At 65.0% G+C, this 23,110-nt stretch carries 21 protein-coding genes; 9 read left to right on the plus strand and 12 right to left on the minus strand.

Annotated features, from left to right (window positions below):
• Window positions 1-64: 64 nt before the first annotated feature.
• Complete coding sequence (ypfJ, locus tag ACWHYV_RS12435; protein WP_447976811.1) at window positions 65-1,009, minus strand: KPN_02809 family neutral zinc metallopeptidase; 945 nt, start codon at window positions 1,007-1,009, stop codon at window positions 65-67.
• 820 nt (window positions 1,010-1,829) lie between these two features.
• A complete protein-coding gene (locus ACWHYV_RS12440) occupies window positions 1,830-2,018 on the minus strand; it encodes a hypothetical protein (RefSeq protein ID WP_447976812.1) in 189 nt (62 codons plus the stop codon).
• A 491-nt stretch (window positions 2,019-2,509) separates the two neighbouring features.
• Between ACWHYV_RS12440 and ACWHYV_RS12445 the strand changes: the two genes are divergently transcribed.
• Window positions 2,510-3,646 carry a sensor histidine kinase gene (locus tag ACWHYV_RS12445; RefSeq protein ID WP_447976813.1) on the plus strand — a complete coding sequence of 379 codons (1,137 nt, stop codon included), beginning with the start codon at window positions 2,510-2,512 and terminating at the stop codon, window positions 3,644-3,646.
• A 251-nt stretch (window positions 3,647-3,897) separates the two neighbouring features.
• Window positions 3,898-4,722 carry an outer membrane protein gene (locus tag ACWHYV_RS12450; protein WP_447976814.1) on the plus strand — a complete coding sequence of 275 codons (825 nt, stop codon included), beginning with the start codon at window positions 3,898-3,900 and terminating at the stop codon, window positions 4,720-4,722.
• 9 nt (window positions 4,723-4,731) lie between these two features.
• On the opposite strand, the gene ACWHYV_RS12455 is transcribed toward ACWHYV_RS12450, so the two are convergent.
• Window positions 4,732-5,559, minus strand: a complete 828-nt coding sequence (locus ACWHYV_RS12455; RefSeq protein WP_447976815.1) for a TrmH family RNA methyltransferase — start codon at window positions 5,557-5,559, stop codon at window positions 4,732-4,734.
• Between the two features lie 326 nt (window positions 5,560-5,885).
• Between ACWHYV_RS12455 and ACWHYV_RS12460 the strand changes: the two genes are divergently transcribed.
• Window positions 5,886-6,380 carry a hypothetical protein gene (locus ACWHYV_RS12460; RefSeq protein ID WP_447976816.1) on the plus strand — a complete coding sequence of 165 codons (495 nt, stop codon included), beginning with the start codon at window positions 5,886-5,888 and terminating at the stop codon, window positions 6,378-6,380.
• Window positions 6,381-6,407: 27 nt separating this feature from the next.
• Window positions 6,408-6,872, plus strand: a complete 465-nt coding sequence (locus ACWHYV_RS12465) for a helix-turn-helix domain-containing protein (protein ID WP_447976817.1) — start codon at window positions 6,408-6,410, stop codon at window positions 6,870-6,872.
• Here ACWHYV_RS12465 and ACWHYV_RS12470 read toward each other — a convergent pair.
• The 6 genes from ACWHYV_RS12470 to ACWHYV_RS12495 all read right to left on the minus strand — a co-directional run bounded on the left by ACWHYV_RS12470 (window position 6,781) and on the right by ACWHYV_RS12495 (window position 13,798).
• A complete protein-coding gene (locus ACWHYV_RS12470; RefSeq protein WP_447976818.1) occupies window positions 6,781-8,055 on the minus strand; it encodes a Wadjet anti-phage system protein JetD domain-containing protein in 1,275 nt (424 codons plus the stop codon). The two genes, ACWHYV_RS12465 and ACWHYV_RS12470, sit on opposite strands and share 92 nt — an antisense overlap.
• Before the next feature lie 170 nt (window positions 8,056-8,225).
• Complete coding sequence (locus ACWHYV_RS12475) at window positions 8,226-10,298, minus strand: hypothetical protein (RefSeq protein ID WP_447976819.1); 2,073 nt, start codon at window positions 10,296-10,298, stop codon at window positions 8,226-8,228.
• Window positions 10,234-10,938: an AAA family ATPase gene (locus ACWHYV_RS12480; RefSeq protein ID WP_447976820.1), complete on the minus strand. Its 705-nt coding sequence runs from the start codon at window positions 10,936-10,938 to the stop codon at window positions 10,234-10,236. The genes ACWHYV_RS12475 and ACWHYV_RS12480 overlap by 65 nt, the downstream gene beginning before the upstream one ends.
• Window positions 10,939-10,944: 6 nt before the next feature.
• Entirely contained in the window at window positions 10,945-11,757 is an 813-nt protein-coding gene (locus ACWHYV_RS12485; RefSeq protein WP_447976821.1) for a hypothetical protein, read from the minus strand.
• The gene (locus ACWHYV_RS12490; RefSeq protein ID WP_447976822.1) at window positions 11,750-13,093 is read right to left on the minus strand and encodes a hypothetical protein; all 1,344 of its coding nucleotides are present in this window, start codon (window positions 13,091-13,093) and stop codon (window positions 11,750-11,752) included. The genes ACWHYV_RS12485 and ACWHYV_RS12490 overlap by 8 nt, the downstream gene beginning before the upstream one ends.
• 300 nt (window positions 13,094-13,393) lie before the next feature.
• Window positions 13,394-13,798 (minus strand): Hsp20/alpha crystallin family protein, encoded by a 405-nt coding sequence (locus ACWHYV_RS12495; protein ID WP_447976823.1) that lies wholly within the window; start codon window positions 13,796-13,798, stop codon window positions 13,394-13,396.
• Window positions 13,799-14,036: 238 nt separating this feature from the next.
• Here ACWHYV_RS12495 and ACWHYV_RS12500 point away from each other — a divergent pair, with 238 nt between their 5' ends.
• The 3 genes from ACWHYV_RS12500 (at window position 14,037) to ACWHYV_RS12510 (ending at window position 17,122) form a co-directional block, all read left to right on the plus strand.
• Complete coding sequence (locus ACWHYV_RS12500; RefSeq protein ID WP_447976824.1) at window positions 14,037-14,789, plus strand: BON domain-containing protein; 753 nt, start codon at window positions 14,037-14,039, stop codon at window positions 14,787-14,789.
• Between the two features lie 42 nt (window positions 14,790-14,831).
• Window positions 14,832-16,088, plus strand: a complete 1,257-nt coding sequence (locus ACWHYV_RS12505) for a trypsin-like peptidase domain-containing protein (protein ID WP_447976825.1) — start codon at window positions 14,832-14,834, stop codon at window positions 16,086-16,088.
• Window positions 16,089-16,345: 257 nt separating this feature from the next.
• Entirely contained in the window at window positions 16,346-17,122 is a 777-nt protein-coding gene (locus ACWHYV_RS12510; protein ID WP_447976826.1) for a hypothetical protein, read from the plus strand.
• Between the two features lie 54 nt (window positions 17,123-17,176).
• Here the strand turns inward: ACWHYV_RS12510 and ACWHYV_RS12515 are convergent, their stop codons facing one another.
• A complete protein-coding gene (locus tag ACWHYV_RS12515; RefSeq protein WP_447976827.1) occupies window positions 17,177-19,015 on the minus strand; it encodes an OPT family oligopeptide transporter in 1,839 nt (612 codons plus the stop codon).
• A gap of 146 nt (window positions 19,016-19,161) precedes the next feature.
• On the opposite strand from ACWHYV_RS12515, the gene ACWHYV_RS12520 reads away from it, so the two are divergent.
• The gene (locus ACWHYV_RS12520) at window positions 19,162-20,808 is read left to right on the plus strand and encodes an alpha-keto acid decarboxylase family protein (protein ID WP_447976828.1); all 1,647 of its coding nucleotides are present in this window, start codon (window positions 19,162-19,164) and stop codon (window positions 20,806-20,808) included.
• A 22-nt stretch (window positions 20,809-20,830) separates the two neighbouring features.
• Here the strand turns inward: ACWHYV_RS12520 and ACWHYV_RS12525 are convergent, their stop codons facing one another.
• Together ACWHYV_RS12525 and proC are read right to left on the minus strand one after the other, a co-directional pair.
• Window positions 20,831-21,025, minus strand: coding sequence for a hypothetical protein (locus tag ACWHYV_RS12525; protein ID WP_447976829.1), 195 nt, complete (start codon window positions 21,023-21,025; stop codon window positions 20,831-20,833).
• Window positions 21,026-21,047: 22 nt separating this feature from the next.
• Window positions 21,048-21,863, minus strand: coding sequence for a pyrroline-5-carboxylate reductase (gene proC / locus ACWHYV_RS12530; protein WP_447976830.1), 816 nt, complete (start codon window positions 21,861-21,863; stop codon window positions 21,048-21,050).
• A gap of 148 nt (window positions 21,864-22,011) precedes the next feature.
• Here proC and ACWHYV_RS12535 point away from each other — a divergent pair, with 148 nt between their 5' ends.
• Entirely contained in the window at window positions 22,012-23,091 is a 1,080-nt protein-coding gene (locus ACWHYV_RS12535; protein ID WP_447976831.1) for a HEAT repeat domain-containing protein, read from the plus strand.
• The last annotated feature ends 19 nt before the right edge of the window (window positions 23,092-23,110 follow it).

Genomic DNA, 23,110 nt, shown 5'->3' on the forward strand with positions numbered 1-23,110 from the left:
GTCCTCAGCTATTTCTATTGTGGAGCAGTTCAGGCGTTACTTACGGGCTCGCCCTCAAGCCGTATCATGCCAGAACGGAGCGGAAAGCGCAGCCGTGGAGATGGGAGGCGCGGAGCGTGCAAGGTTCAACCGGAGAGCCGACCCCGCCCGGCTCGATCGCTGTCCGGTCCACGGTGTCGCAGGCGGCCGGATCACCGCGCTCCAAGCCCCTTCGCAGCCAAGTTTGCCGCTGGTGTGAAGACCCATGGGTCCAGGTCTCCGGCTGCACGTACCCTTGCACGCGATGCTGCAGACGATCATCGCCGATCGCCGCCGCGGCACGGAGGCCCTCTTCGAAATCGCCCGGCTCGATGAGGTTCCGATCCCGCGCCGCATGATATCCCCAGACGCCCGCAAAGCAATCCGCTTGCAGCTCGAGCTGCACGGAGAGCGCCTTCGCGTCCCGCTCGGACATACGACGCTGCCACTCCGCCACGCGCTCGGCAATCCCGAGGAGATGCTGGACGTGATGGCCGATTTCATGGGCGATGACGTACGCCTGCGCGAAGTCACCCGGTGCGCCGAATCGGCGCGCCAGTTCGTCGAAAAACGAGAGGTCGAGATAGACCTTGGCATCCCTGGGACAGTAAAAGGGCCCCGTAGCCGCGGATCCGAACCCGCAGCCCGAAGAGACGGCTTGGCTGAATAGGACGAGCCGCGGCTCCTCGTACCGTCGCCCGAGTGTGGGAAGGAGCCCCCTCCATGTCTCTTCCGTATCGGCCAAGACGACTGCGGCGAAGCGCCCGAGCTCGTCGGTCGGCTGGCCGGCCTGCTCGGTGAAGGACGAGGGCGAAGGCTGCTGGACCGTCTCGACCAGGCTCAGGAGAGCAAGCGGATTGGTTCCGGTCAGCACACTGACCACGACGACGAGAATCAGCCCGCCGAGGCCGATCCCGGCCCCCGTTCCGATCGGGCCCATGCGTCGCCGGTCCTCGATGTTCAGGCTCTCTCGCCGCCCGGTCCATCGCATAGCAGACGCCACCGAGGTGTACCGGTCTATTTAACTATGCCGCTGGAATGGGGGAAGAGCCTCGATCCAAGCAGGGGAGATGTAGGACGACCTCCGAGCCGAGTCCGGGCATGGGCCAGGGGTCCGGTGATGACGGTTCGGTGGAGGGATTCTGATTACCGCGGTCGCCTCGCTGCCCGCGAACCGGCTAGCAATCGATAGCAGACCAGGAACGAATCGTTCCTTCGGCGTCCGTGAAGAAGACACGCTGGCAGGTGTAGTGTGCGTAGCCGTTTGCCCATTGATTGCGATAGGCGATGGCGGTACCGCCCTGTGCCAGCGAGATTTCGCTGGTCGGTGATCCTCAGGTTCCTAGTAACTCATCTCGATGGCGCCCGGTCCACCCTTCGAGGGTGAAGTCACCGTTGGAGCAGCCGACCAAAGCGATCGCGAAGAACCATCCCATCCCAGTTCTCTGCCATCGGAGCATGTCGAAGATCCGCCTCGAGATCGTACCAAGCGTCTTTGGCAACCGACGGGGCCCTGAAGACAACCGGTTACCTCCCGCCGGCACTGGTGAAAACGGGCTCCTGATTCCACTGCCGCAGATGGGCGGGAAGTGTGTGGCGCAGAAGCCCAAGGCCAACTCTCGTCGCATGGGCAAATCGCCCGGGTTGACGCGTTATCGCTTGCCAGGCCTGTAGACAAGCAGGAGTGTGAGCCAGAGGAGCACGAGGGTGCCGCCGAACGCCAGCAGCCACATTTCTATGGTCAACACGAAGGGAGACCCCGCAATCCGACAACCGATGGGTGGCGAACGCTCTCTCCAGCAGACATCAGCTTATTCGGTCCCGTGGGGACGAGCACGGCTGCGTCTGGGATCCTGACGGTATTTTCGATTGGCCTGGATCCCGGTCTCGGTGACGTTGCCGCATAACAGGCAGTGCCATCCTGAGAGGCGGTAGCTCGATCCTCCGGCATCCTCGATATCGATCTTCACCATCAGCCCATGACAACGAGGGCACACCATCCGGGCCTCCTTGCCGGCGACTGCCTCGCCGGCTTGCACCGTGTCCGACTGCCTAGGAGTCTCTCCACCGGGCCATCAGCGATCAGCCGCTACGGGACTTGATGCTTTCGTGGCCTTGGCAAGACCCATGCAGCAAGTCGGGCGGCAAAGCGCCGAGCCTGTCCGCTCGCGTCAGCGGGCGTGCGGACCGGACCTCCAAGGATCTTCGCGTAGAAGCGGCGGAGACTAGGAATCGCGCGCAGGAAATGAAACGGAGAAGCGCGAGATAGGACGGTCGCGTGGCTAGTACGTGAGATCATCCTACGGTATCGGCGGCTTGCAGTCAACGAATGGCAGCATGGATGATCGATCGCGCCGTCTCGAAGGACGGGTCCCCGTCGTCCCGTCTCCTCACCAGCCGAGTCAGGGAGTGCAAACGGCCCTAGGGAGCAGGGCCGTCATCCGACTGTACCTCCTTGAGCGACCAGCGTATAAACACAGTCGATTCACCAATGCGATTCGTCTCGGGCTTGACAGTCTGGCGTGTAAGTCTGTCCCTGCTCGCGACCGTGGCTGCGCTGGGCTTGACCCATCTGTTCCTTGGGACGCTCCAGAGCACCACCTTCATCTTTCTCTTCCTCGCCCTTCTGCTCAGCACCTGGTACGGCCGATTGGAAGGCGGGCTGCTGAGCCTGGTCATCGGCACCATCGGGACCCTGTACGCGAATCTCCCGCCGTTCTACTCGTTCGATCTGTCCGATCCCGTCGAATTCTTCCGCCTCGTCCTCTTCGCGGGCATCGGGGCGCTGATCGTGTCGTTTCTCCATACCCGCCAAGAGCTCCTCGACCAACGTACGAGGCTGCTGGCTCAAGCCGCCGAGCGCGAACACCTGTTGCGTCGCAAGCAGGAAGAGCTGATCCACGCGGGGAAGCTCGCGACGCTCGGGCAGTTGGCCGCCGGGATCACCCATGAGCTCAACAACCCGCTGAACAACGTGGGGCTGTACTTGGGGAATCTGCGCGACACGCTACGAGCCGGTGAGGTGGATCGGGAGCAACTGTTGGCGTCGATCCAGGAGGCCCAGGGACAATTGCGTCGCGCCGCCGACATCGTCTCGCATCTGCGCGTGTTCGCCCGCGGCGGCGAGGCGCCCCGACGGCCGTGTTCGCTCCATCGGGTCATCGAGAACGCGCTCCGCTTCGTACAGGATCCGTTGCGGCTCGCCGGCATCACCGCGGTCTTCGCCCCGGTCTCCGGGGACGTCATCGTGGAAGGCAACGAGACCCAACTTGAACAGGTGCTCATCAATCTCCTGCTGAACGCCAAGGATGCGTTGGCGGATGCGCCGGTCAAGCGCATCACGCTGTCCACCGAGCGGATCGACGGGACGGTCGCGGTGATCGTCGACGACAGCGGGCCCGGCGTTCCGCAAGAGCTGAAAGAGCGCCTCTTCACGCCCTTCCTCACCACCAAGCCGGCGGGCACCGGGCTCGGTCTCGGGCTCTCCATCTCCTACAGCATCGTGAAGGCGCATCGCGGCGACATGTCAGTCGGCACCTCCCCCGCCGGCGGCGCCCGGTTCCTGCTCACGTTTCCGATCGTCGCTGCCGCCGAACAGACCGATGCGGTCGACAGCACGACGGCGTGACGCCCTGCCGCGCGCCCGATGCGCTTGTCCAGCGCGTCCGCCAAGCGTCCGGCGCCTCTGAATCCCGTCAGCCCACGCGAACCACGCCGTCATGGCAGGGCGCGGACGGCTGTCCCCCGCTCCGCCGTCGTCGATCACGGCCCCTGACGCTCCCCTGAGTGCCGACCGGCACGTTCATCTCGCGGCCGCCGGATTCCACGGCATACGGCGTTCCGGGTAAGGTCTGGCCACACACAACCAAGGAGTGAGCCATGCCAATCCTGATGAGAGTCTCCATCCTCGTGCTCGCGGGGCTTCTGCAGATGGGAACGGGTCCGTTCACCGCGGCCGCACAGGTCGCGGCTCCGGACGATGAATCGAGGCGGGCCGAGCGCGACCGGGCCGCGGCGATGAGAGCGGCGGACGAGCGGCCGTACGACCACCGGCGACCCGCCGAATGGTACGTGGCCGGATTCGGCGGGTACACGTTCGGACACGCGTTCAACAACGTGCAAGGCACGAACGGCATGCTGTTCGGCGACGTCGACCTGAAGAACTCCGCCGTCTACGGCGGCAAGCTCGGATACTTCTTCCACGATCGTTGGAGCTGGCTCGGCGTGGAGGTGGAGGCGTTCAACAGCACCCCGCACCTGAAACGTTCGGCGATCGGGCCCGGAGCGGACCTTCGCGTGACGACGCTGGCGTTCAACGTCATTGCGAGGGGGCAGTACGACTGTAGAACGGATCGCGACCAGAGGGCGACGCGACCGACGGAGGCCGAGGCCCGGCGGGGCCACCTCTATACCGACCACCATTTCTGCCGCCTTCAGCCGTACGCGGGCGTCGGGCTCGGGGTCTACTTCGCCTCGTTGGACGGCGGATTGACAGGCGGTCGGTCGGTCTCGGACAACGCGGTCCCCGGATTCAACGGCCTGGCCGGGCTGCGCTACTACTTCACCGAGCACGTGGCCGCCTTCGCGGAGTACAAATACAACCGGGCGACCTTCACGTTTGACAACGCCGTTGGAGCCACGAACGGCTTGCAGGGTGACTATTCCGTCAGTCACGTCGTCGGCGGCCTCTCCTTCCATTTCTGACCGCCGGGATCACAGGGAAGACCGCACGGCCCCTTGCGCCTCGGCACGCCGTCGCCGAGCCTGAACGTGGTAGAGGCTGATGGCTGCCGCGGCAGCCACGTTCAAAGATTCGACCGCCTCGCTGATCGGGATATGAAACCGGACGGCCGCGCGGCGGCGGACGTCGTCGCGCAGCCCCCGGCCTTCGTTGCCGAGGCAAAGCACCGCCCGTGGGGGAATGACGTCAAGGGCCTGGATGGCGCAGGTGTGCGGGCCGGCCACTTCCGCCGTGAGGAGGGTGCACTTCTTGTCTTCGAAGACGGAGGCGTCGGACACCCGAAAGATCGGCAACCGCAGGACGGCCCCGGCGGTGGCCCGCACGACCTTGGGATTGTAGACGTCGGCGGAATCCTCTGACAGCCACAGGGCGTCGACCTCGAACGCCAAAGACGTCCGGATCAGGGTGCCGACGTTGGTCGGGTCCTGAAGGCCGTCGCCGTAGACGCCGAGCAGGAACGGCTTCGAGAACACCGTCTCGGCGTTCCATGCCGGTTGCTTGACGACGGCGAGCAGGCCGGCGCTCGTGCTCAAGCCGCTCAGCGTGTCGAAGAGCGCCGCCGGACAGGTGTACGCCGAGATGCGGGCCTGCCGGAGCAGCGGGATCAGGTCCGATCCTTCGCTCGCTCCTTGGAGTGGCAGCACCACGGAAAGGATCCGCAACGGGTCCGCGGTCAGCAACTCGCGAATCGCTTTGCTCCCTTCGAGGACGAACGCCTGCTCGACGTCGCGCGTTTTCTTGTGCCTGGCGAGGTCCCGGATCAACCGCGCCCGGCCGGCCGGGAGTGCGGGGAGCGCCATCTTTCCTCCTTGCTCTTCTCCTCGTGCTCAGCAGTAGCGGGATCCGTTGACTCTCGTCAAGCGTCTTCCCGTTTCATCCCCAGCCATCCACAAGCCGTGATTCATGCCGGTTCCCGGCGCTACCGGGAATTTCGTGACGCAACTGTGACGATTCACCGCCGTCCACAGCCTATGGATGACTTCGCGAACGTCGACCATCCGATCAGAGAATGCACTGAGGCGCCGACGCAAACGTTGCCGAAAAGGAGACGGCGCTTGCAGAAACGGAGGGGTTGCGGCATAGTCCCGCCATCATGGCCGAACCTCAAGTAACCTTCAAGCTCCGGGTGAAGATTGGAGACCGTGAATTCGAGGCCGAAGGAGGGTCGGATGTCGTCGCGCGACGGTTCGAAGAGTTTCGAGCCATGGTCCAAGGGATCGGGATCGGACGGCTACCGGCTGAATCGCGCGAGTCCGACGTGGCCGAGGCGGAGCACCGGGCCCGGCCCCGTGCATGGCTGCGCCATGATCCGCAGGCGCGCACCGTCTCGTTGAAAGTGCGGCCGGAAGGCGCCCATCGCCAGGCAGACGCCGCGCTCCTCGTTCTCCTGGGTCACCGCGAGCTCCGCGGTGAAGAAGAGGTGGCGGTCACGCGGCTCACCGAAGCCCTCCGGCAGTCGGGGTGCCCGGTCGCCCGTCTGGACCGGGTGCTGGCGGGCTATCTCAAGGAACGATTGGTCTTGAAGGCGGGGCAAGGCAAAGGCGGACGGTATCGGCTGACCAACCAGGGGGTGAAGCGGGCTGAGGAGCTGGCGGCGCAGTTGACCGCGTTGGTTGAATGACCTCCGGGCATTGAGTATCATTCGTCCATGCCGATCGGCCGGTTCATTCAAGCGTGGCGCGTGTCGCGGGGCCAGTCCCTTTCGGCGTTGGCCGCGCACAGCGGCGTGTCACTCGAGACGCTGGAAGCGATCGAACGCGATGAGACGGATCCCTCCCTCTCGACCGTGGAAGCCTTGGCGAAGGCGTTCGGGATCCCGGCCTCCTGGCTGTACGCGGACCCGCGCCACCTCGAGCTGCTCGCCGAAGAGGATGGTGATGAGACGGACGGCTCTTCACCACCGGGCGTCGATCCCGTCATCGAACGCATTCTCACCGCCGCTCACCAGGAGCGGGAGCTCTTCGCCCTGTTGACCCGCCTGCTCCAGTCGGGTGATCCCAAACTCATCCGAGCGGCGGAAGTCAGTCTTCGGAGCCTCGTGAAACAGTCCCGCCAGGCGACGGTACCGTGGCAGTCTCGGCCGCCCGGGCATTTCGAGCCTCCCAGCGACTGACCTCTTCTCGGAGCTCATTCGTTGCAAGCAGCGCTTCCTGTTCTACCCAGAGATTCCGCGATAACAGAGCGCGAAGGGTCTCTGCCAACAAGGCGTGGGGTTGAGCTGCGAGGTCGGCTTTGATCGCGGCCACGGCCCGCGATGATAAGATCTGTCCTTCAGGTGCATGCGCCAGATCTTCGGAGGACATGTGAAACGGTTCGACGTCCGCCGGTAGCCAAGATGAAATCACGCGTGCAATGCGCACGCCATCCAGATCGATGTCACACCACACCCGGACCCGAACCCGTTGTTGCGCGGCAATGGTCACCATCGTTCGTATCGCGCGACTAGGATATCCTCCAGCCCAGAGAACAAGACTCTTCTTCGCCGCTGCGACTTCACCTCGGCAACAAGCCTCGAACGGGGTAAGATTCTCCACCACAAACAACCCGTTTGCGGGAAACTCCACATGCGATGTTGCCTGTAAGGTGTCAGCCCCGAGCCCGACGAACGGAGGCAACAAGGCGACGTTCAGCTTCTGATCGTCGAGGAAGAGCGAGCCCGTTCCCCCGAGCAACGCCATCGCCGCTCCTTCACGAATCCCCAGCGTCTCCAACGGGCCCAGCCAACCCTCCAGAAATTTCCGGACGGAATCCAGCGACTTGGAATGACCCAAATAGCGCGCCGCAAATACCCGAGCCGCCAGCACTTCGCCGGTCTGGACGTGCTTCGCCACGGCGGCGAGTGCACGGATCTGCTTGGCTGGCAACCGTTCTGGCTCCTCATCGGCAAGGATGCGCGCAACTTCACGGGCAACGGGATGCGTGAGGGCGGAGACCGTTTCACGCGCTTCATGAAGGACGCGCTGGCGCTCGGCCTTTTTGCCCGGGGCTGCAAACTCTTCCAGGGCCTCGACGTTGAGCGGGTGCAACGCCTTTATGGACCGACGCGTGCCTTGCAGTTTCCAGACGAGCCGCGCCAGCCCACAGCGCATCAATCGCTCCAGCCACTCATCGACAGAGCTGGCCGGAATCCCGCGGGCAGCCAGCTCGCCGAGCACACCGCGCGTGGGGATGATAAGGGCTCGTTCCTGTGCTCCAGGAACGGCTCGTATTCGCCGTAACAGAGCGAGCGAGACCGCCCGGCCCGTGTCGTTCACCAGCGGGAGCGCTTCAGCGTTGATGGCTTCGGTTTCTAACACCGTTGGAATGCGCGGTCGCCGCGCCGGCCGTACACGACCGCACTCAGAACAGACGGGAACCCGATGCGCCGAGCGTTCGCGAAGTGGACCGGTGAGTTTCCATGCGCTCCAGTGAAGTCGCTCGGTGAAGCGGCACGTATGCTCAGTCGGCGCCGGAATTGTGCTCATGGTCAGGCGATGGCGACCTGAGGTGGAGGCGCATTGGGATCTTGCGGCCGTTTCTTGTGCAAGACAATGACGAGTGAGGCCGGATCGAGCTGCGCGCGGTCCAGCGTCGTCGGGGCGGTCAGGATAAATTGGGAGCGTGTGCTTCGCAGGAAGTGGCCGACATCATCGACACGGTCGAGCGACAGATGAGCAAACGGCTCGTCCAGCATGTAGAAGCCACGGCCATTGGTTTCAGCCATCGCCATCAAGAGGATGAGGCCGGCGATGACCTGTTGTCCGCCGCTGAAAGACGGATCACCCAATGGCAGCGGATCCTTACCGTCGAAGCCGAATCGCGCCTGAATGCCCGCCTCGTCCAGGACACGATCATTATCTTCGAGCCGGGGCAACTCCATCTCCACGGCAATCGCCGCCCGCTTGGCCAACTCCACCGCGCGGCGGCGATAGTCCTGAAGCGCTCCTTCGACGACATCCAGATAGCGGCGCCGGCATTCGGTAAGCTCGATTTGCGCTTGCTCCGCCTCTCGCTGCCTGGATAAGACATGGTCCTCCGCCTGCTCGATGTTGGTCTGAAGATGATGCGCTTCTTCGCGAACTTCCTCGGAGGGAGGATCACCGAGCGCAGCGAACTCCTGCCTTGCACGACCCAGGTCCTCCTTCACGGTATCCGGACCGTCCAACTCGCCGCGCCGTGCACGTTCAAAGAGATCCGGTCTGACGTGCGTCTCTAGGTCCCTGATCGACTCGTCGTACTGACCGGCTTCGGTCTCGGCACGCTGGAGCGCTTCGCGTTCGCCGTCCAAGCGCTTCGTCAACTCCGCCAGCGATGTTTCTACGGCGGCCAACGTCTTGGATGCAGAGGACAGTCGTTCCTCGGCCGATTGTCGGGACGCCGTCGCGTCGCGAAGCCGTACTTCGGCATCGCGCAAGGCGGTCTCGGCCTTATCGGATTGTTCCTGCAGAAGCGGGAGCACGGCTGCTTGCGCAAGCAGATCGCGGCGCCTGCGTTCTTGCACCAAGGCGGCCTCCGCTGTTCGCTTGTGTCCTTGGGCGATCTCTGCGTCGCGCATTGCACGCACCTCGGCCGCCTGGGCATCGTGATGTTCTTGCTCGGCTCGGCTCAAAGCCGCTTCGCGGCCGGCCGCCCCCAACACCCGCTCCCGCACGCCGGCTACCCAAGTCCCGCGCTCGTCTTGCCACACCCCATCATAATGAAGGCGGATAGCTTCAAGCCATGTTTTGACCCAGGCGGGCGATCCTGGTCCAAGAATCACCGGGCCGGTGGTCTCGGCCCTTGCGAGAGACGGCCCTGCGTAGACGGGTCCGGGGAAGGCGCATTGGCGGGCTACGTTCAGCACAGCCTGCTCCTGCTCAGGTGTGACGAGCAGCGCATATCGTGCATTTCCCAATGCCGCCTCGACCGCTTCGGCGAGATTGACATCGGTGATCTCCAGCGTGGCGGCCAATAGGACAGGTCGGATATCGGCTGCCGCGAGCGCCGCCAGGGTCGCATTTACGGCCTGAGGGTACACCGGGAGGCCGGCTTTCAAACGCTCCACCTTGTCGGCGGTTTCTTGAACGAGCGCCTGCGCGTGCTGAAGCGCCACATGGGCCTCAAAAAAGCGCTGACCGGCTTCGTCGGCCGATCGTTCAAGCGCCTGCACATCGGCCTCCGCAATCTCCGCCGCCTGGCGAGCCATCTCCTCAAGCTCCCGGATTCGCGCGATCAAGCCCCCGCGCTGCTCCTTGGCGTCTCCCCACGTCTCTCGGGTCGTGATTTCGTGCTCTTGGGCGGCCTGGCACTCCGCCCTTGCTGAGACTTCCACGTTCCTGGCCTCAACGAGGTCCTGTGCCAAGCGGACGGCCTCGCTTTCCCCATTCCTGACCTTGGTGCGCAAGGCAGGAATTTTCGTCGTCGCCTCCTCTCGTCGCTTCAGGAGCCCCTGAAGCTCGGCAGCCGGGAGTCTAGCCTCCAACTCCTGCACTTTGTCGCGCGCCTGCTCCCAGAGGTCACGTTGCACGACCCGGCGCTGGACCTGCTGCAGCTCGACTTGCAGCCGCGTCAACGTTCCCATCTGCCGGGACAGCTCCTGCCGGCTCTCTTCGTACCCGCTGCCGTGCGTGTCCGTATCGCTCCAGCACATCATGGTCGCCGAGCATTTCGAGAACCCGCTGGAACAGCTCGCGCGGCTTGAGCTCAAAGAGCGCATTGGTCCGCCCCTGTTCAATCGCGAGCACGGCCATCAAACTCCGGGTGACACCGGCACGTTCCAACGCCCGCGCGTACTGCTCCGGAGCATACCAGTCCCTGGACTCCAAGAGCCTGCGCCGGACTTCCTCTAATGAGGGGCGGCCGGGAAGAATGGCAAAGCGTTTCTCCGGCGCTCCGCCGCCAGCGGGAACCAGCATGCAGGCCAGCGTCACCTGCGGTGTGACGATCCGTTCGTGCCGAAAAGGTGGGATGCTTCCTGTGGGCGCGTCATTGGAGACGACGGCGCGAAGCAGGGCCGGCACATCCGGCCGGCGGAGGTAATGCTGGAGACGACGCTTCGATGACAGGCGCGGTGCGTTGAGGAGTTGGCGGATCGCATCCAGCAAAGTCGTCTTGCCGGAACCGTTCGGGCCGGTCACCGCGATCACATCGCGATCCAACGGAATCCGAAGCGGCGGCCAGAGGTCCCAACCGTGAAGCGAGAATTCCAGAAACCGAAACATGAGGGATCAGGCCCTTACCGGTTCATAACGGGTGTGGGTGCCCTGCCCTACCCGCTTGACCGATCCGTTCGCCATCAAATCACGCAGAATGGTTCGCAGCCGGTCCACGCGTAGGCCCGTGGTCTGTTTCAATTGCGTCATCCCCATCCCATCTTCCCGCTCTTGGAGGGCGTTCAGAACCTTCAACTCGTCGCTCCCGTCGTCGGTCTGGGACACCGCTTCCCCCTGCACCTTGCGCTGCAGTAGATCGGCCAGCACTTGGCGGCGAATAAATCCGATCATCCGCTCTCCATCAAGGCCCAGTTCGAGCAGCGGCCCGGCCTCGATGGTTTCTCCGGCACCACCGAGGAAGCCTAGTTTCCGCAACTGGGATACGAGAGCTTTCACATGGGTCTTCGACCCGAGCACGTGCCCGAATTCACGAACCAGCGTGGTCAACCGCACCTGCGGCTGGTACTGCCGCGCCGCCACGGCCTGTACATCGGGCAGAAGGGACCCCTGTCCCGGCACTTCTCGGGTATCCGCGGCCGTGCGCTTTTGGAGAACGAGGCGCGCCCACAGGATCACGAGCAGGGCGCAACTGTCCGCATGCAGACCAAGGTTGGTGGCGGCATCGAATGCAGGATCCGATGCGACATCAGGCGAGAGACGAAGCCCGACGTGCTGGGAGTAGACGCTGGTCGACAGGACCAGCCCCACCGACTCGAAACGCTTCTCGATCTCATGGCGGACATCGAGATGATCCAGCTCATGCAGCTCATGCCGAGGCACCGTTCCCTCGCGGAGCAGGCGGGCGCAGATGCGGGCGACGTCATCCATCGTCTACCTCGTTCGCATTCGGCTCTCCAGATTGAGGACGGACCCAACCCGGGGTCAATGCCGAGAGCGGGACCTCCTCCAACGGCTCGGGCCAGCCGTCGCCTTCGGATTCCACCTCAACCGGCAGTGATCCCAACTGCCCCGCAATTCCCTCACCCGCTCGGTGATCCCCGACGAGTGGCAACAGGCTGGCCCGCAAGAACGATTCCTCGGCACTCCCGCGAGGAACGAGGAAGCTCAAAGGCAGCGCGCGCCCGGATTGCACAATACCTTCAAGGTCGTCCAGCAACGAAAGAACTTCCTGCGGAGTGAAGGCGGCGTCAGTCACACGCTCCGCTTCCGGGGGTTCTTCCCAGATTACCGGTTCAGGCACACGCCGTTCGCGCAGCACGTGTTGTTCCGCTGCAGCGGCCACGACATCCGTCGTGAGCAGGGGTCGTGGAACGAAGACCGCGAACAGGGCCTCCCGGCCGATTTCAGCCAAGTCCTCCTGGGTTTTCCCCATCAAAGCCTGGACGATCTGCTCGATCGTCAGCCCGGCGGTGAGGCGGAGGTACTGCCTGCCCACCTCGGTGATGGCGCCGTGCAGCTCAGCGCTGCCGCCGTGGAGCCGAGACAACAGATCATGAATCTCCCGAGCCACACGCCGAGCACGGTGATGAGACGGAGAGACGCGGTCGAGCACGCTTCGGATTTGCTGAGAGAGGCATAAGGTTTCGTCCAACTTGGCGGCGGCGCGCCTGAGAACCACTTCCGAGTACGAGGCTCGCGCCGACTCGATCTCCTCGCGCAAGGATTGCAATCGCAAGCGAAGCGACTCCAGATGCCAGATGGGGTCGATCCCGATGCGCAGAGCATAATCGACACCTTCGAGCGTGGGACGCAGCTCACTTTCTTCCAACTGCTTGCGCAGGAAGGCAATGATTTCGTAAGCCCATCGTCCGGCGTCCGTCAGCACCGTGCCGATTGCCGGGCTGAAATCGAGCCAACCGCTTGCGCGTAGGGCTCGGACGGTCGTGTTACGCGAAGACTCATCGAGCCAGTACAGCACGTCATCCAAATCACGTGAGGAGAGGGCGGCATGACCCGACGCGACAATGGCTTTCAATGCAGCCGCGCGGACGAAAAAGTCTCTGGGCGAACGACCGACCAGTGTATGCAACAGCGGATACACGGTTTGGAGGCCCTTGATCTCTCGCAGCGCGTCGATCGCATCCGGCGGGAGTCCTCCCGTCCATTCCGCAATGCTTTCCCACCCACTCGCTTCAGGCAGATCCAGCGCGGCTTCCGGCGGTTGGTATGGCTGCTCTTCCGACTGATCTCTTGTTTCGCTCATGTCGGGCTAAGCTTATGCCGTTCCCAGGGCGGTAGTAAATACTTCCTCGTTCAGGCCGAATCCCTGCGCTCCTCCTATTCATGGAGAGACTTGTCCGGCTACACGGTGCTCAGTACGATGGGCAGCGCGAGCAGGATGCCGCTCCGCTACGATACCGTGGCAGTCCCGGCTTCGAACCATGCCATACTCCCGGCACGGCCCGGTCACCGGAGGGACGCTGAACCAGGCGATGAAGGGAAAGGACGAAAACTGAGTGAGACAGAACGACACGAGGCGTCGAACCAAAAAAAGAGGGCCGGATCACCCGACCCTCTCCGCGGCTGCAGCGTCGATCAGGATTCGCCGCGGCTTCGCATCCTCTCGCTTGCTGACCTCGATCCGGAGCAGCCCGTCTTTGCACGAGGCGACGACCTTGCTCGGATCGACGAACTCCGGAAGGATGAAGGAGCGCTCGAAGCTCGCGAGCCCGTGCTCATGCACGAGATACGTACGGCCGGCATCCGAGCTGTCCGATGCCGTGCCCCGAATGGTCAGCATCCCGTTGGCGATGGTGGCGTCGAGCGCCTTGGGATCCCACCCGGGAACGGCGACCTCGATGACGAAACGCTCCTGATCCTCCCAGACGTTGCAGGCGATCGGCGTGGTCCCCGCGAGAGCCTCATGGATCAGCCGATCGACGTCGGTCATCACAGGAAGCATCGCCATGTCGCTCACCTCCTTTCCGGAAAATCTACCAAAGAGATAACGGGACCACGCCGACGGTCAAGAGGGGCGACAGCGTACGTGGAGCTCGACAGCGACACGCCGACGGCAGCGGGCTGCCGCCGTACGCGTATCGGATCGCCCTCTTCGAACGGGTGTTGACTGCACGGACCGGGCCGTTATCTGCACCGTGAGTGCTCCAAAGAGCAGGAAGAGCCAAAGCAAAGAGAGGGATGGAACCATGAAAGGCATCATCTGGCTCGTGACGTTCATGCTGATGTCGACGTTCGCAGCGTCGACCGGAGCGTTTATCGGGAACCAGTCGTATTCCGATGAAGAGCTCCAGGCGGCGCTCAAGCGCCGCTTGGCGATGGATGCGCACCTCGATCCGGCGTCGATTCACGTCAAGGTCAAAGACGGCCATGTGACCCTGGAAGGGACGGTGCCGACGTTGGCGGACAAGGCCATGGCCGACGGGTTCGTGGCCAGCACCGTGGGAGTCCGTGCCGTGACCAACGCCTTGGTGGTCCGGCCGCCCGTGAGCCGCGACGAGGCGATCCGCGAGCAGGTCCAGAAGACGCTGGAGACGGTCCTCGCCTTGCGCGGGACCGAGATCACCCCGAGCGTGGTGAACGGCGTGGTGACGCTCAAAGGCAGCGTCGAGCGGCCTCGCCAGAGCAAGCTCGCGGAGAAGGCGGTGGAGACGGTCGAAGGCGTGGTCCAAGTCGTCAACCTGCTCAAGGTGGTCGGCAAAGGACGGCCCGATCGCGAGATCGAACAAGACGTGCTCTTTTACCTGCAGTCGTCCTCCCTGGTGGACCTCGATGACGTCGAGTATCAGGTACAGAACGGAATGGTGAAGCTCAAGGGGACGATCGACGCGCTGAGTCACAAATACGCTCTGGCCAGTGACCTGGACAAGATCCACGGCGTGCGGGGCGTGGACGTGTCCGAGTTGAAGGTCCAGCCGAAAGGCGTGGCCTTGCGGAAATAGTGCCTGCGCCGTGGAAGGCCGTGAGTCCGGAGAGCATTGGCGATGCGTCCATCCTGCTCGGTTCGGCGATGTGCCGCCGTCTTGATCGTCGGCCTCACGTGTCTCGTGCCGCGGCCGGCCGCGGCGCTCGACGTACCGACGCCGTCTCCGCCCGACACACCGGGCTTGGCGGCGTCGGTCAACGAGGCGCTGGTCCAAGCGGCTGAGCGGGCCAAGGCCGCCGTGGTGAACATCTCCTCGACTCTCGGAGGACCTGCCGGCCTTGCGCCGGCCGAGGGCCTTCCGTTCGGTCCGGTGCCGCCGTATCCCGGAGCCCCTCTTCCGCCCGGATTCCCCATCCCGCCCGAGATGGGACTCGGGAGCGGCGTCTTGGTGACGCCGGACGGATACATCATCACGAACAATCACGTCGTCGAAGGGGCGCAGGCGCTGGACGTCCTGTTGCCCGACAAACGACGCTTCACGGCGACCGTCATCGGAACCGATCCGCCCAGCGACCTGGCGCTGATCAAGATCGACGGGACCGACCTTCCCTCTCTTCCCTGGGGCGACTCCTCGCGGCTGCGTGCGGGCGAGCTCGTGATGGCGGTCGGCAATCCGTTCGGCCTCAACCAAACGGTGACGGTAGGCGTCGTCAGCGCCGTCGGGCGGGCGAATATCGGTATCGTCGACTATGAGGATTTCATCCAAACGGACGCCGCCATCAATCCGGGCAATCCGGGCAACTCCGGCGGAGCCCTGGTGAACCTGAGGGGGGAGCTCGTCGGGATCAACACGGCGATCGTGTCTCCCACCGGCGGCTTCATGGGGATCGGGTTTGCCATCCCGAGCAAGATGGCGCGAACCGTCATGGCGAGCTCGATGAAGCAGGGCAAGGTGATCCGAGGCTGGCTCGGTCTCGGAGTGCAGGACCTGTCCATCGACCTGGCCAAAGACTTCGGGCTGCGTGAGGCGAAGGGCGCGCTGGTCTCGGATCTCCTGAGCAAAGGGCCGGCAATGATCAAGACGCCGCCGACGATCGGCTCGACATGGATCGGTTCGGCCAGGTTCGAGTCAAGGGCGGGGCGGCCGCCACCCGTTGACTTTGTCCGGGCAAGGATTACTCGTGAGGCAGAAACGGGTGCCGGACGCAGGCAGTGCCGGCCAGCGGAGCCGGCAAGGCGGCTCACGGATGATCCACGTAGCCGGCACTCAGCATCCAGCGCCGGAGGCCATCTCGATGGTCCAGATTCGGCACGAACCCTACGCCTCTCGCTATCAGGAGTGGCTCGAGCGCCGAGAAGCGGCGAAGGGTTATGACTTCGGTACACCGCCGGTCAAGGCCGCCCCGCCGGTGCTTCGGTTCGCACGACCGCTTCGGTGGTATTCGCTTGATCGGCCGGCACGGTTGGCGGCGGAGCGGCGGCTGCGCGATCGGCTGGTGGAGGACATTCTCTCGTTACGTGACGGTGCCCCTCAACGGGTGGACCCGTCCGTCTCGAAGATTGGTCGGACACGGAGGGCCGCATCCGACGAGATCCGTGTGGCGGCCTGAGGAGGTCGCGACGGAGGGAAGCATGGCGCGGACAGGAACAGGATTGATCTCGACACTGCTGGTGGGTGCTCTTCTGCTGGTGCCCGGGGCCGACGGCGTCGTTTGGTCGGCGCCCGCACCCGTACACGCCGTCGATCAGAACGAGTCGCAGGGCGACTCGGGTCAGGCTCTCCTGCCGCGGGCCTTTCAGCACGCCCGTCTGGGGATGAGCCTCGGTGAGCTGGCGCGGCTCGATCCCCAGGTGGTCAAACAGCAGGGCCGCGGGCCGAAGTCCGAATCCTTGACCCAACCGTCCAAAGATCCCTACATCGAGCGACTGGACTATCGATTCCATAACGGAGCGCTGTATGAGCTCCGCATCCACTATCGTGCGCATCGGATCGAAGAGAACCTCGATGTGCTGCTGAGCCATCTGAAGGACCTGTACGGTCGGCCGTCGGCGGATCGGAGCATGGAATTCGACCCTGCCACACTGCGGACCGAACATCGGACGGTCTGGAGCGACGGCCGAACCCGCATCGTGCTGCTCGAGCGCGAACGGGAGCCGGACAGCCTCGACCGGGGCAACGACATCGTCCTCACGATGACGGATCTTCGATTGGAGCGGATGAAGGAGGACGCGATCCGAGCGCATCAGCGGCAGAAGATCACTCGAATCCCCGTCCCGCTCCCCGACGCGACCCTGTCGAAGCAGACGGCGAGCGCGACGAGGGACGGCCCCGACCCTGAGAAGCGGGAGCGCGTGGAGGCCACGCCGCCCAGAGGCGGTACGGGACCGACGTCGGATCGGTCGGCATGACGCGAGATGGTGAGACTTGCAGCGTGAGCGACGCGACACGGATGGCCGCCCCGGTCATCGAATCGACCGCACCCCTTTCAGCGCGAGCGGCACCGCCAGCAGAATTCCCATCAGCGCTTCACCGGTGATCAGCCCGGCGGCGACCAACAGGCCTCCCCGACGCACGGTCTCCGTGCTGTACCGGCGGGCGACCGCGGCCGCGAGCACCCCTCCGACCATGATCGCGGCGGAGAGTTTCAACGGGAGATAGATCCCGAGCGCGACGGCGAGGACCGGGATCCGAAACGCGCGTCCACGCCGCTCTTGGCGCAGGTCCAGCGCGATCACCGCCGTCCCGATCAGCACGCCGAGCGCGACGAGGTGCCATGGCAGCGCGCCCCCGAACACGCTTCGGGTGAGGCTGGCCATCAAGGTGGCCTGCGGGGCGCTCAAGGGGTGGGGGTGCGCCGTGGTGACCTCGCCGATCCCGTATTGGGCCTCCAGGAGCGACAGGACGGGGACCAGGACGATGGCGCCGGTCGCCACGCCGATGATCTGAGCGATCTGCTGCTTCCAGGGGGTCGCGCCGACGAGATGGCCGGTCTTCAGGTCCTGCAGGTTGTCCCCGCCCATGGCCGCCGCACAACAGACCACGGCGCCGATCAGCAATGCTGCGGCCGGTCCGGCGGGATGTCCTTGGCCGAGCGGGATCACGAGGAGCAGGGCCGCCAGCATGATCGTCGCGATCGTCACGCCCGAGATCGGATTGCTCGAGCTGCCGACGAGGCCCGCCATGTACCCGGCGACCGACGAGAACAAGAAGGCGGCCACCACCATGATCAGCGTCATCCCGATGCCGATCGCCCACTCCCCGACGACGTGCGCGTAGATCCCTGCCGTCACCGAGACCGACAACACGAGCCCGACGAGGAGCCAAGGCAGCGGCGCATCGCGCTCGGTACGTGGGGCCGAGCGTGCGGCCGATCGAGCCAGCCGGTAGCTGTCCCGCAGCGCCTGAAGGCTCTCCCAGACCGGGACGCGCAAGCGGGTGAGCGTCCAGAGGCCGCCCGCCAGCATCGCCCCGATGCCCACATACCGGACCTGAGTGCTCCAGACCGCCTTGGCGGCCGCCGATTCGGAGAGACCCGGCGGCACACCGGCGAGCCATCCTGAGAGCGGGAGGAGGATCACCCACCCGATGAGGCCGCCGATGAAGACCACGAGCGCGGTGTGCAGCCCGATGATGAAGCCGACCGCCAAGAGGGCCGGGGACAGATTGATCCCGGCATAGACGACGGTGCGGCCGATCCAGGCCGCGCCTTCCACGGCTTCGGGCCAGAGGTGCAGGCCGCTCTCGGCGAATTTCGCCCCGGCTCCCACCGTGGCGGCGGACACGAGCAGCCGGACGTTCTTCACGCTGCCACCGGCGCTCGAACGAGGCGTGCCGAGCTCGGCCCCGACCTTCAAGACTTCGGCGGTGGCCACGCCTTCGGGAAAGCGCAGGCGGGCGGTGATGATCAGGGCCCGTCGAAGGGGAATGGTGAAGAGCACGCCGAGGAGCCCGCCGACGGCCGCGATCAGGGTCGTCTGCCAGTAGTCGAACGCCTCCCAGTAGCCGACCAGCAGCAAGGCCGGAATCGTGAAGATCACCCCGGCCGCCAATGCTTCGCCGGATGACGCCGCGGTCTGGACGATGTTGTTCTCGAGGATGGTCCCCCGACGCAGGAGTCGGAGCACGGCCATCGAAACAACCGCCGCGGGGATGGAGGCGGACACCGTGATGCCGGCGAAGAGCCCGAGATAGGCGTTGGCCCCGGCCAAAACGGCCGCGAGGATGACCGAGAGCAGGACGGCGCGGACGGTGAGCTCGCGCACCTCCGCGTCGGGAGGGATGATGGGCCGGTCCGCCTTCATCGGCGTGGGCGGTCGGTCTCGGCGGTATGCACGGGCCGCAGCCGGTCTGAAGGGATCGTCAGGCTCCAACCCGGCGGCATTCGGCCTGCGGTGGCACGCCCGGTCTCATCTAGACATTCGCCTGACCGCACGATACAGTCACGATCATGGACACGATCGGGTCCCTCTTGCTCGACCGTCTGTATGCGCTCGGCCTTCGTCATGTCTTCGGCGTCCCGGGCGACTACGTGCTCAGCCTGTACGAGCTGATCGAGCGCTCCTCGATCCAGCAGGTGGGAACCACCCGCGAGGACTCGGCGGGCTTTGCCGCGGATGCCTACGCCCGGTTGCGCGGGATCGGCGCCGCGTGCGTGACGTACTGCGTCGGCGGCTTGAACGTGGTCAATCCGATCGCCTGCGCCTATGCGGAGCGCTCGCCGGTCGTGCTGCTGTCGGGCTCTCCGGGGCTGTCCGAGCGCGTCCGCAATCCCCTGCTCCATCATATGGTGCGCGACTTCACCACGCAAAAAGAGGTGTTCGAAAAGGTGACGGTGGCGTCGGTCGTGCTGGACGATCCGCTGACCGCGGAACGCGAGATCGAGCGCGCGCTCGGGGCCTTGGTCCGCTACAAGCGCCCCGTCTATCTGGAGATCCCGCGCGATCTCGTCCACGCGCCGATCCACCGGCGCGGCGCGGGTGTGTCGCCGGCGTCCGAGCGCAGCGATCCCGCCGCCCTCGCCGAAGCGGTTGCCGAAGTCCGGGAGATGCTCGCGGCGGTGGAGCGCCCGGTGCTCCTGGTCGGCGCGGAAGTCCATCGCTTCCGTCTCCAACACGACGTGGCGCGCTTCATCGAGCGGATCAACGTTCCGGTCGCCTCGACCTTGCTGGGGAAGTCGGTCGTGCCGGAAGACCATCCGCTGTTCATCGGGGTCTACGGCGGCTTGATCGGGCGCGATGAAGTCCAGAAGTTCGTCAATGAGGCGGACTGCCTGCTGATGTTGGGCTCGATCCTCACGGACCTCGAGGACCTCGACCCGACGTCGCCCGTCATGCGCGCGGGGCGCACCGTGCACGCGACCGCCGACGCCATCACGATCAAGCATCACCGCTACGAGCGGGTGTTCTTCGAGGACTTCGTGCGGGCCTTGATCGCCGCGCCGATGCCGCATTTTCCTTCCCGCACGTTGCCGATCGCCGAGGCCCTGCTGCCGGAGGTGCCGGCGCCGGAGCATCCGGCCGCGCTCCGCGGTCTGTTCAGCGACCTCGAACGCCGTCTGGACGACAAGATGCTCGTGATCGCCGACATCGGGGAATCGCTGTTCGCCGGCGCCGACCTCCGGGTCCGCCGGCGGAGCGAGTTCATGTCGCCGGCCTACTACACCTCGATGGGGTTTGCGGTGCCGGCCGCCGTGGGCGTCGGGTTCGCCGACCCCTCGCTGCGGCCGATCGTCCTGGTCGGCGACGGCGCGTTTCAAATGACCGGCTCGGAAGTCAGCACCTGCGTGCGCTACGGCCACGCGCCGATCGTGATCATCCTCAATAACAGGGGCTACTCCACCGAGCGCGAAATCCTCGATGGTCCGTTCAACGATGTTCACGAGTGGGAGTACGAGAAGATCTGCGATCTGGTTCGGGGCGGGGTCGGGCACAAGGTTCGGACGCACGGCGATCTCGTCAAAGCGCTGGACATGGCCTTCGCCGATCGCTCACGGCTGCACGTCGTCAACGTCGTCCTGGATCCGTCCGACCGGTCGCCTGCGATGATGCGCCTCGCCCATCGGCTCGCCAAGCGCGTCTCGGCCCGCGGCGCGTGACGATCCGCGGGCGGCCGCGCCGTCAGCTTTTTCCCTTGGCCGCGAACACGCTCGCATCGCACGCGACGTACTTGATCTGCTTCATCGGGATGATGGTCACTTCCTTGGCGGTATCGACTTCGAGCACTTCCATGTCGTCGCTGATCGTATGGCGGATGGCGTCTTTGAAGATGAGCTCTTGGTTGTCGACGAACACGACCTTGACCCAATAGACCACGATCGCTCCTTGGTTAGGCTCCTTAGCTTGACCCCAGTTCCTTCGATCGACGGACCGCCGCCTCGACGGCGGAGATGAGGGTGCCCCGCACGCGCCCGTCCTCGAGCCGCGCGAGTCCGGCGATGGTCGTTCCGCCCGGCGACGCCACGCGGTCCTTCAAGCGGCCGGGCGGCTCGCCGCTCTCCAGCAACATCTTCGCGGCCCCGAGCACGGTTTGCGCCGCCAACAGCTCCGCCGTGGAGCGGGGCAACCCCATCCGGACCCCGCCGTCGGCCAGCGCTTCGATCATGAGATAGACGTAGGCCGGACCGCTCCCGCTCACCCCGGTCACCGCGTCCATCAAGGACTCCTCCACGAAGACGACCCGCCCGACGGCTTGGAAAACGGCGGTCGCGGACTCCTGGTCGGCTTCCGGAAGCTGAGGAGGGAACGCCAGCGCGGTGGCGCCTGCGAGCACGGTCGAGGGCGTGTTCGGCATGGCGCGGACGATCCGCTGCGCCGGACCGAGATGGGCCGCCAGCCGAGCGAGCGGATACCCGGCCGCCACGGAGATCACCAGGCAGTCGCCGGGCACGGAAGACCGGAGGTCATCGAGCACCTCGTCCAGGTCCTGGGGCTCGACGGCGACGACGAGGATCTGCGCCTGCCGGGCCGCCTCGCGGTTCTTCCCGGTCGCCTGGATCTGGTATCGCGTCTGGAAGTGCTCTCGTCGGGCTCGAAGGATATCGCTGACGATGAGATCGTCCCGGCGCGTGAGCCCGGCGTGGAGAAGGCCGCTCACGAGCGCCTCGGTCATGCTCCCCGCCCCGACGAAGGCGATCCGTTGTGCGAGCGGCATGGGCGCATTATAGCGGCGACCCCCTAAGGCTTCAACGCTCGGGAGGCGCTCGCTGAACCGCGTCCCGCTCTTGCGCATCGGCGCCCGGCTTGGGTACAGTCAGGAAGATTCTGCACGCCATCCATCCGATCATCCTCGGAGGTCTTCCATGGCCATTCGTATGACTCTCGTCGTGATGTTCGCTCTTTTCTTCGCGCCCCTGGACGGCGAGGCCCGCCGCGATCAGCTCTCCGCCGAACAAAAGGCCAAGCTCGAGAAAGTGGACCGGGTGCTCGTCGAGGTGCTGGCGCTCACGGAGCAAGGACCGTCCGACCCCGGTGCCCTGACCGAGACGGTGGTGAAGCGAATGGACGCGCTGGGGTACACGGTCGTCACGGACCCTGCCCAGCCCCATGACGCGGTGTTGCGCGTGAAGTGCGAGCAGAACAAGGTGTGGGAGGGGACCACACGATCCGGCGGCGATGCGGATCTCCCCGATTCACCCTCTCGAGTGTGGAAGGGCCCGGCCTGCCAGTTGGTCTATCTCCTCGACGGAAAAAAGATGGGCTGGCACAAAGAGGTCCGGACGGATTTTCAGGATACCCGCGAGGCCGCGGCCGCCGCGAATGCGCCCGATCCGGGAGCCTATGCCTTGAGCAAGCTCAAGGAGCGGTTGGAGGACTATCACTTCCCGACCTTGCTGGCCGCCGAGTGGGGGCAGGACGATCGCTTGCTGAAGCGACTCGACGACCCGGCGGTGCCGACGGGGCTCAAGGTCAAGATCATCGGGCAGTTGGGAGAGATGTTTGCCAGCCAAGCGGCGCCGCGCCTCATCGCCGCCTTGAAGGACTCCGACCTCGCCGTCGCCAAAGCGGCGGCGGTCGCGCTCGGGAACATCGGTCAGAAGGAGAGCATCGCGGCGTTGGTCGAGGTGCTGAAGAGCGGGCCGCCCGAGCTGCAAGCGGCCGCGGCCAAGGGGCTGGGGCAGGTGGGCGCCCTGCACGGGGATTTCACGATCATCCCGCCCCTCCTGGAAGCGTTGAAGTCGGACCATCCCGCCGTCAAAACCGAGGCGGCTTGGGCGCTCGGCAAGCTTCCCGATAAACGCTCGTACGAACCGATGTACGCCTTGTACCGAACGATCCAGACCTCGGGGCTGAACGGAGCCGACGCGGAACAGCTCAAGAAACTCAAGGAAGCCGTGAACTGGAGCCTCAAGCAGATCGATCTGTTCGATCAATTCAACTGAGGAAGTAATTGGTAATTCG

The sequence above is a fragment of the Candidatus Nitrospira bockiana genome (assembly GCF_965152565.1).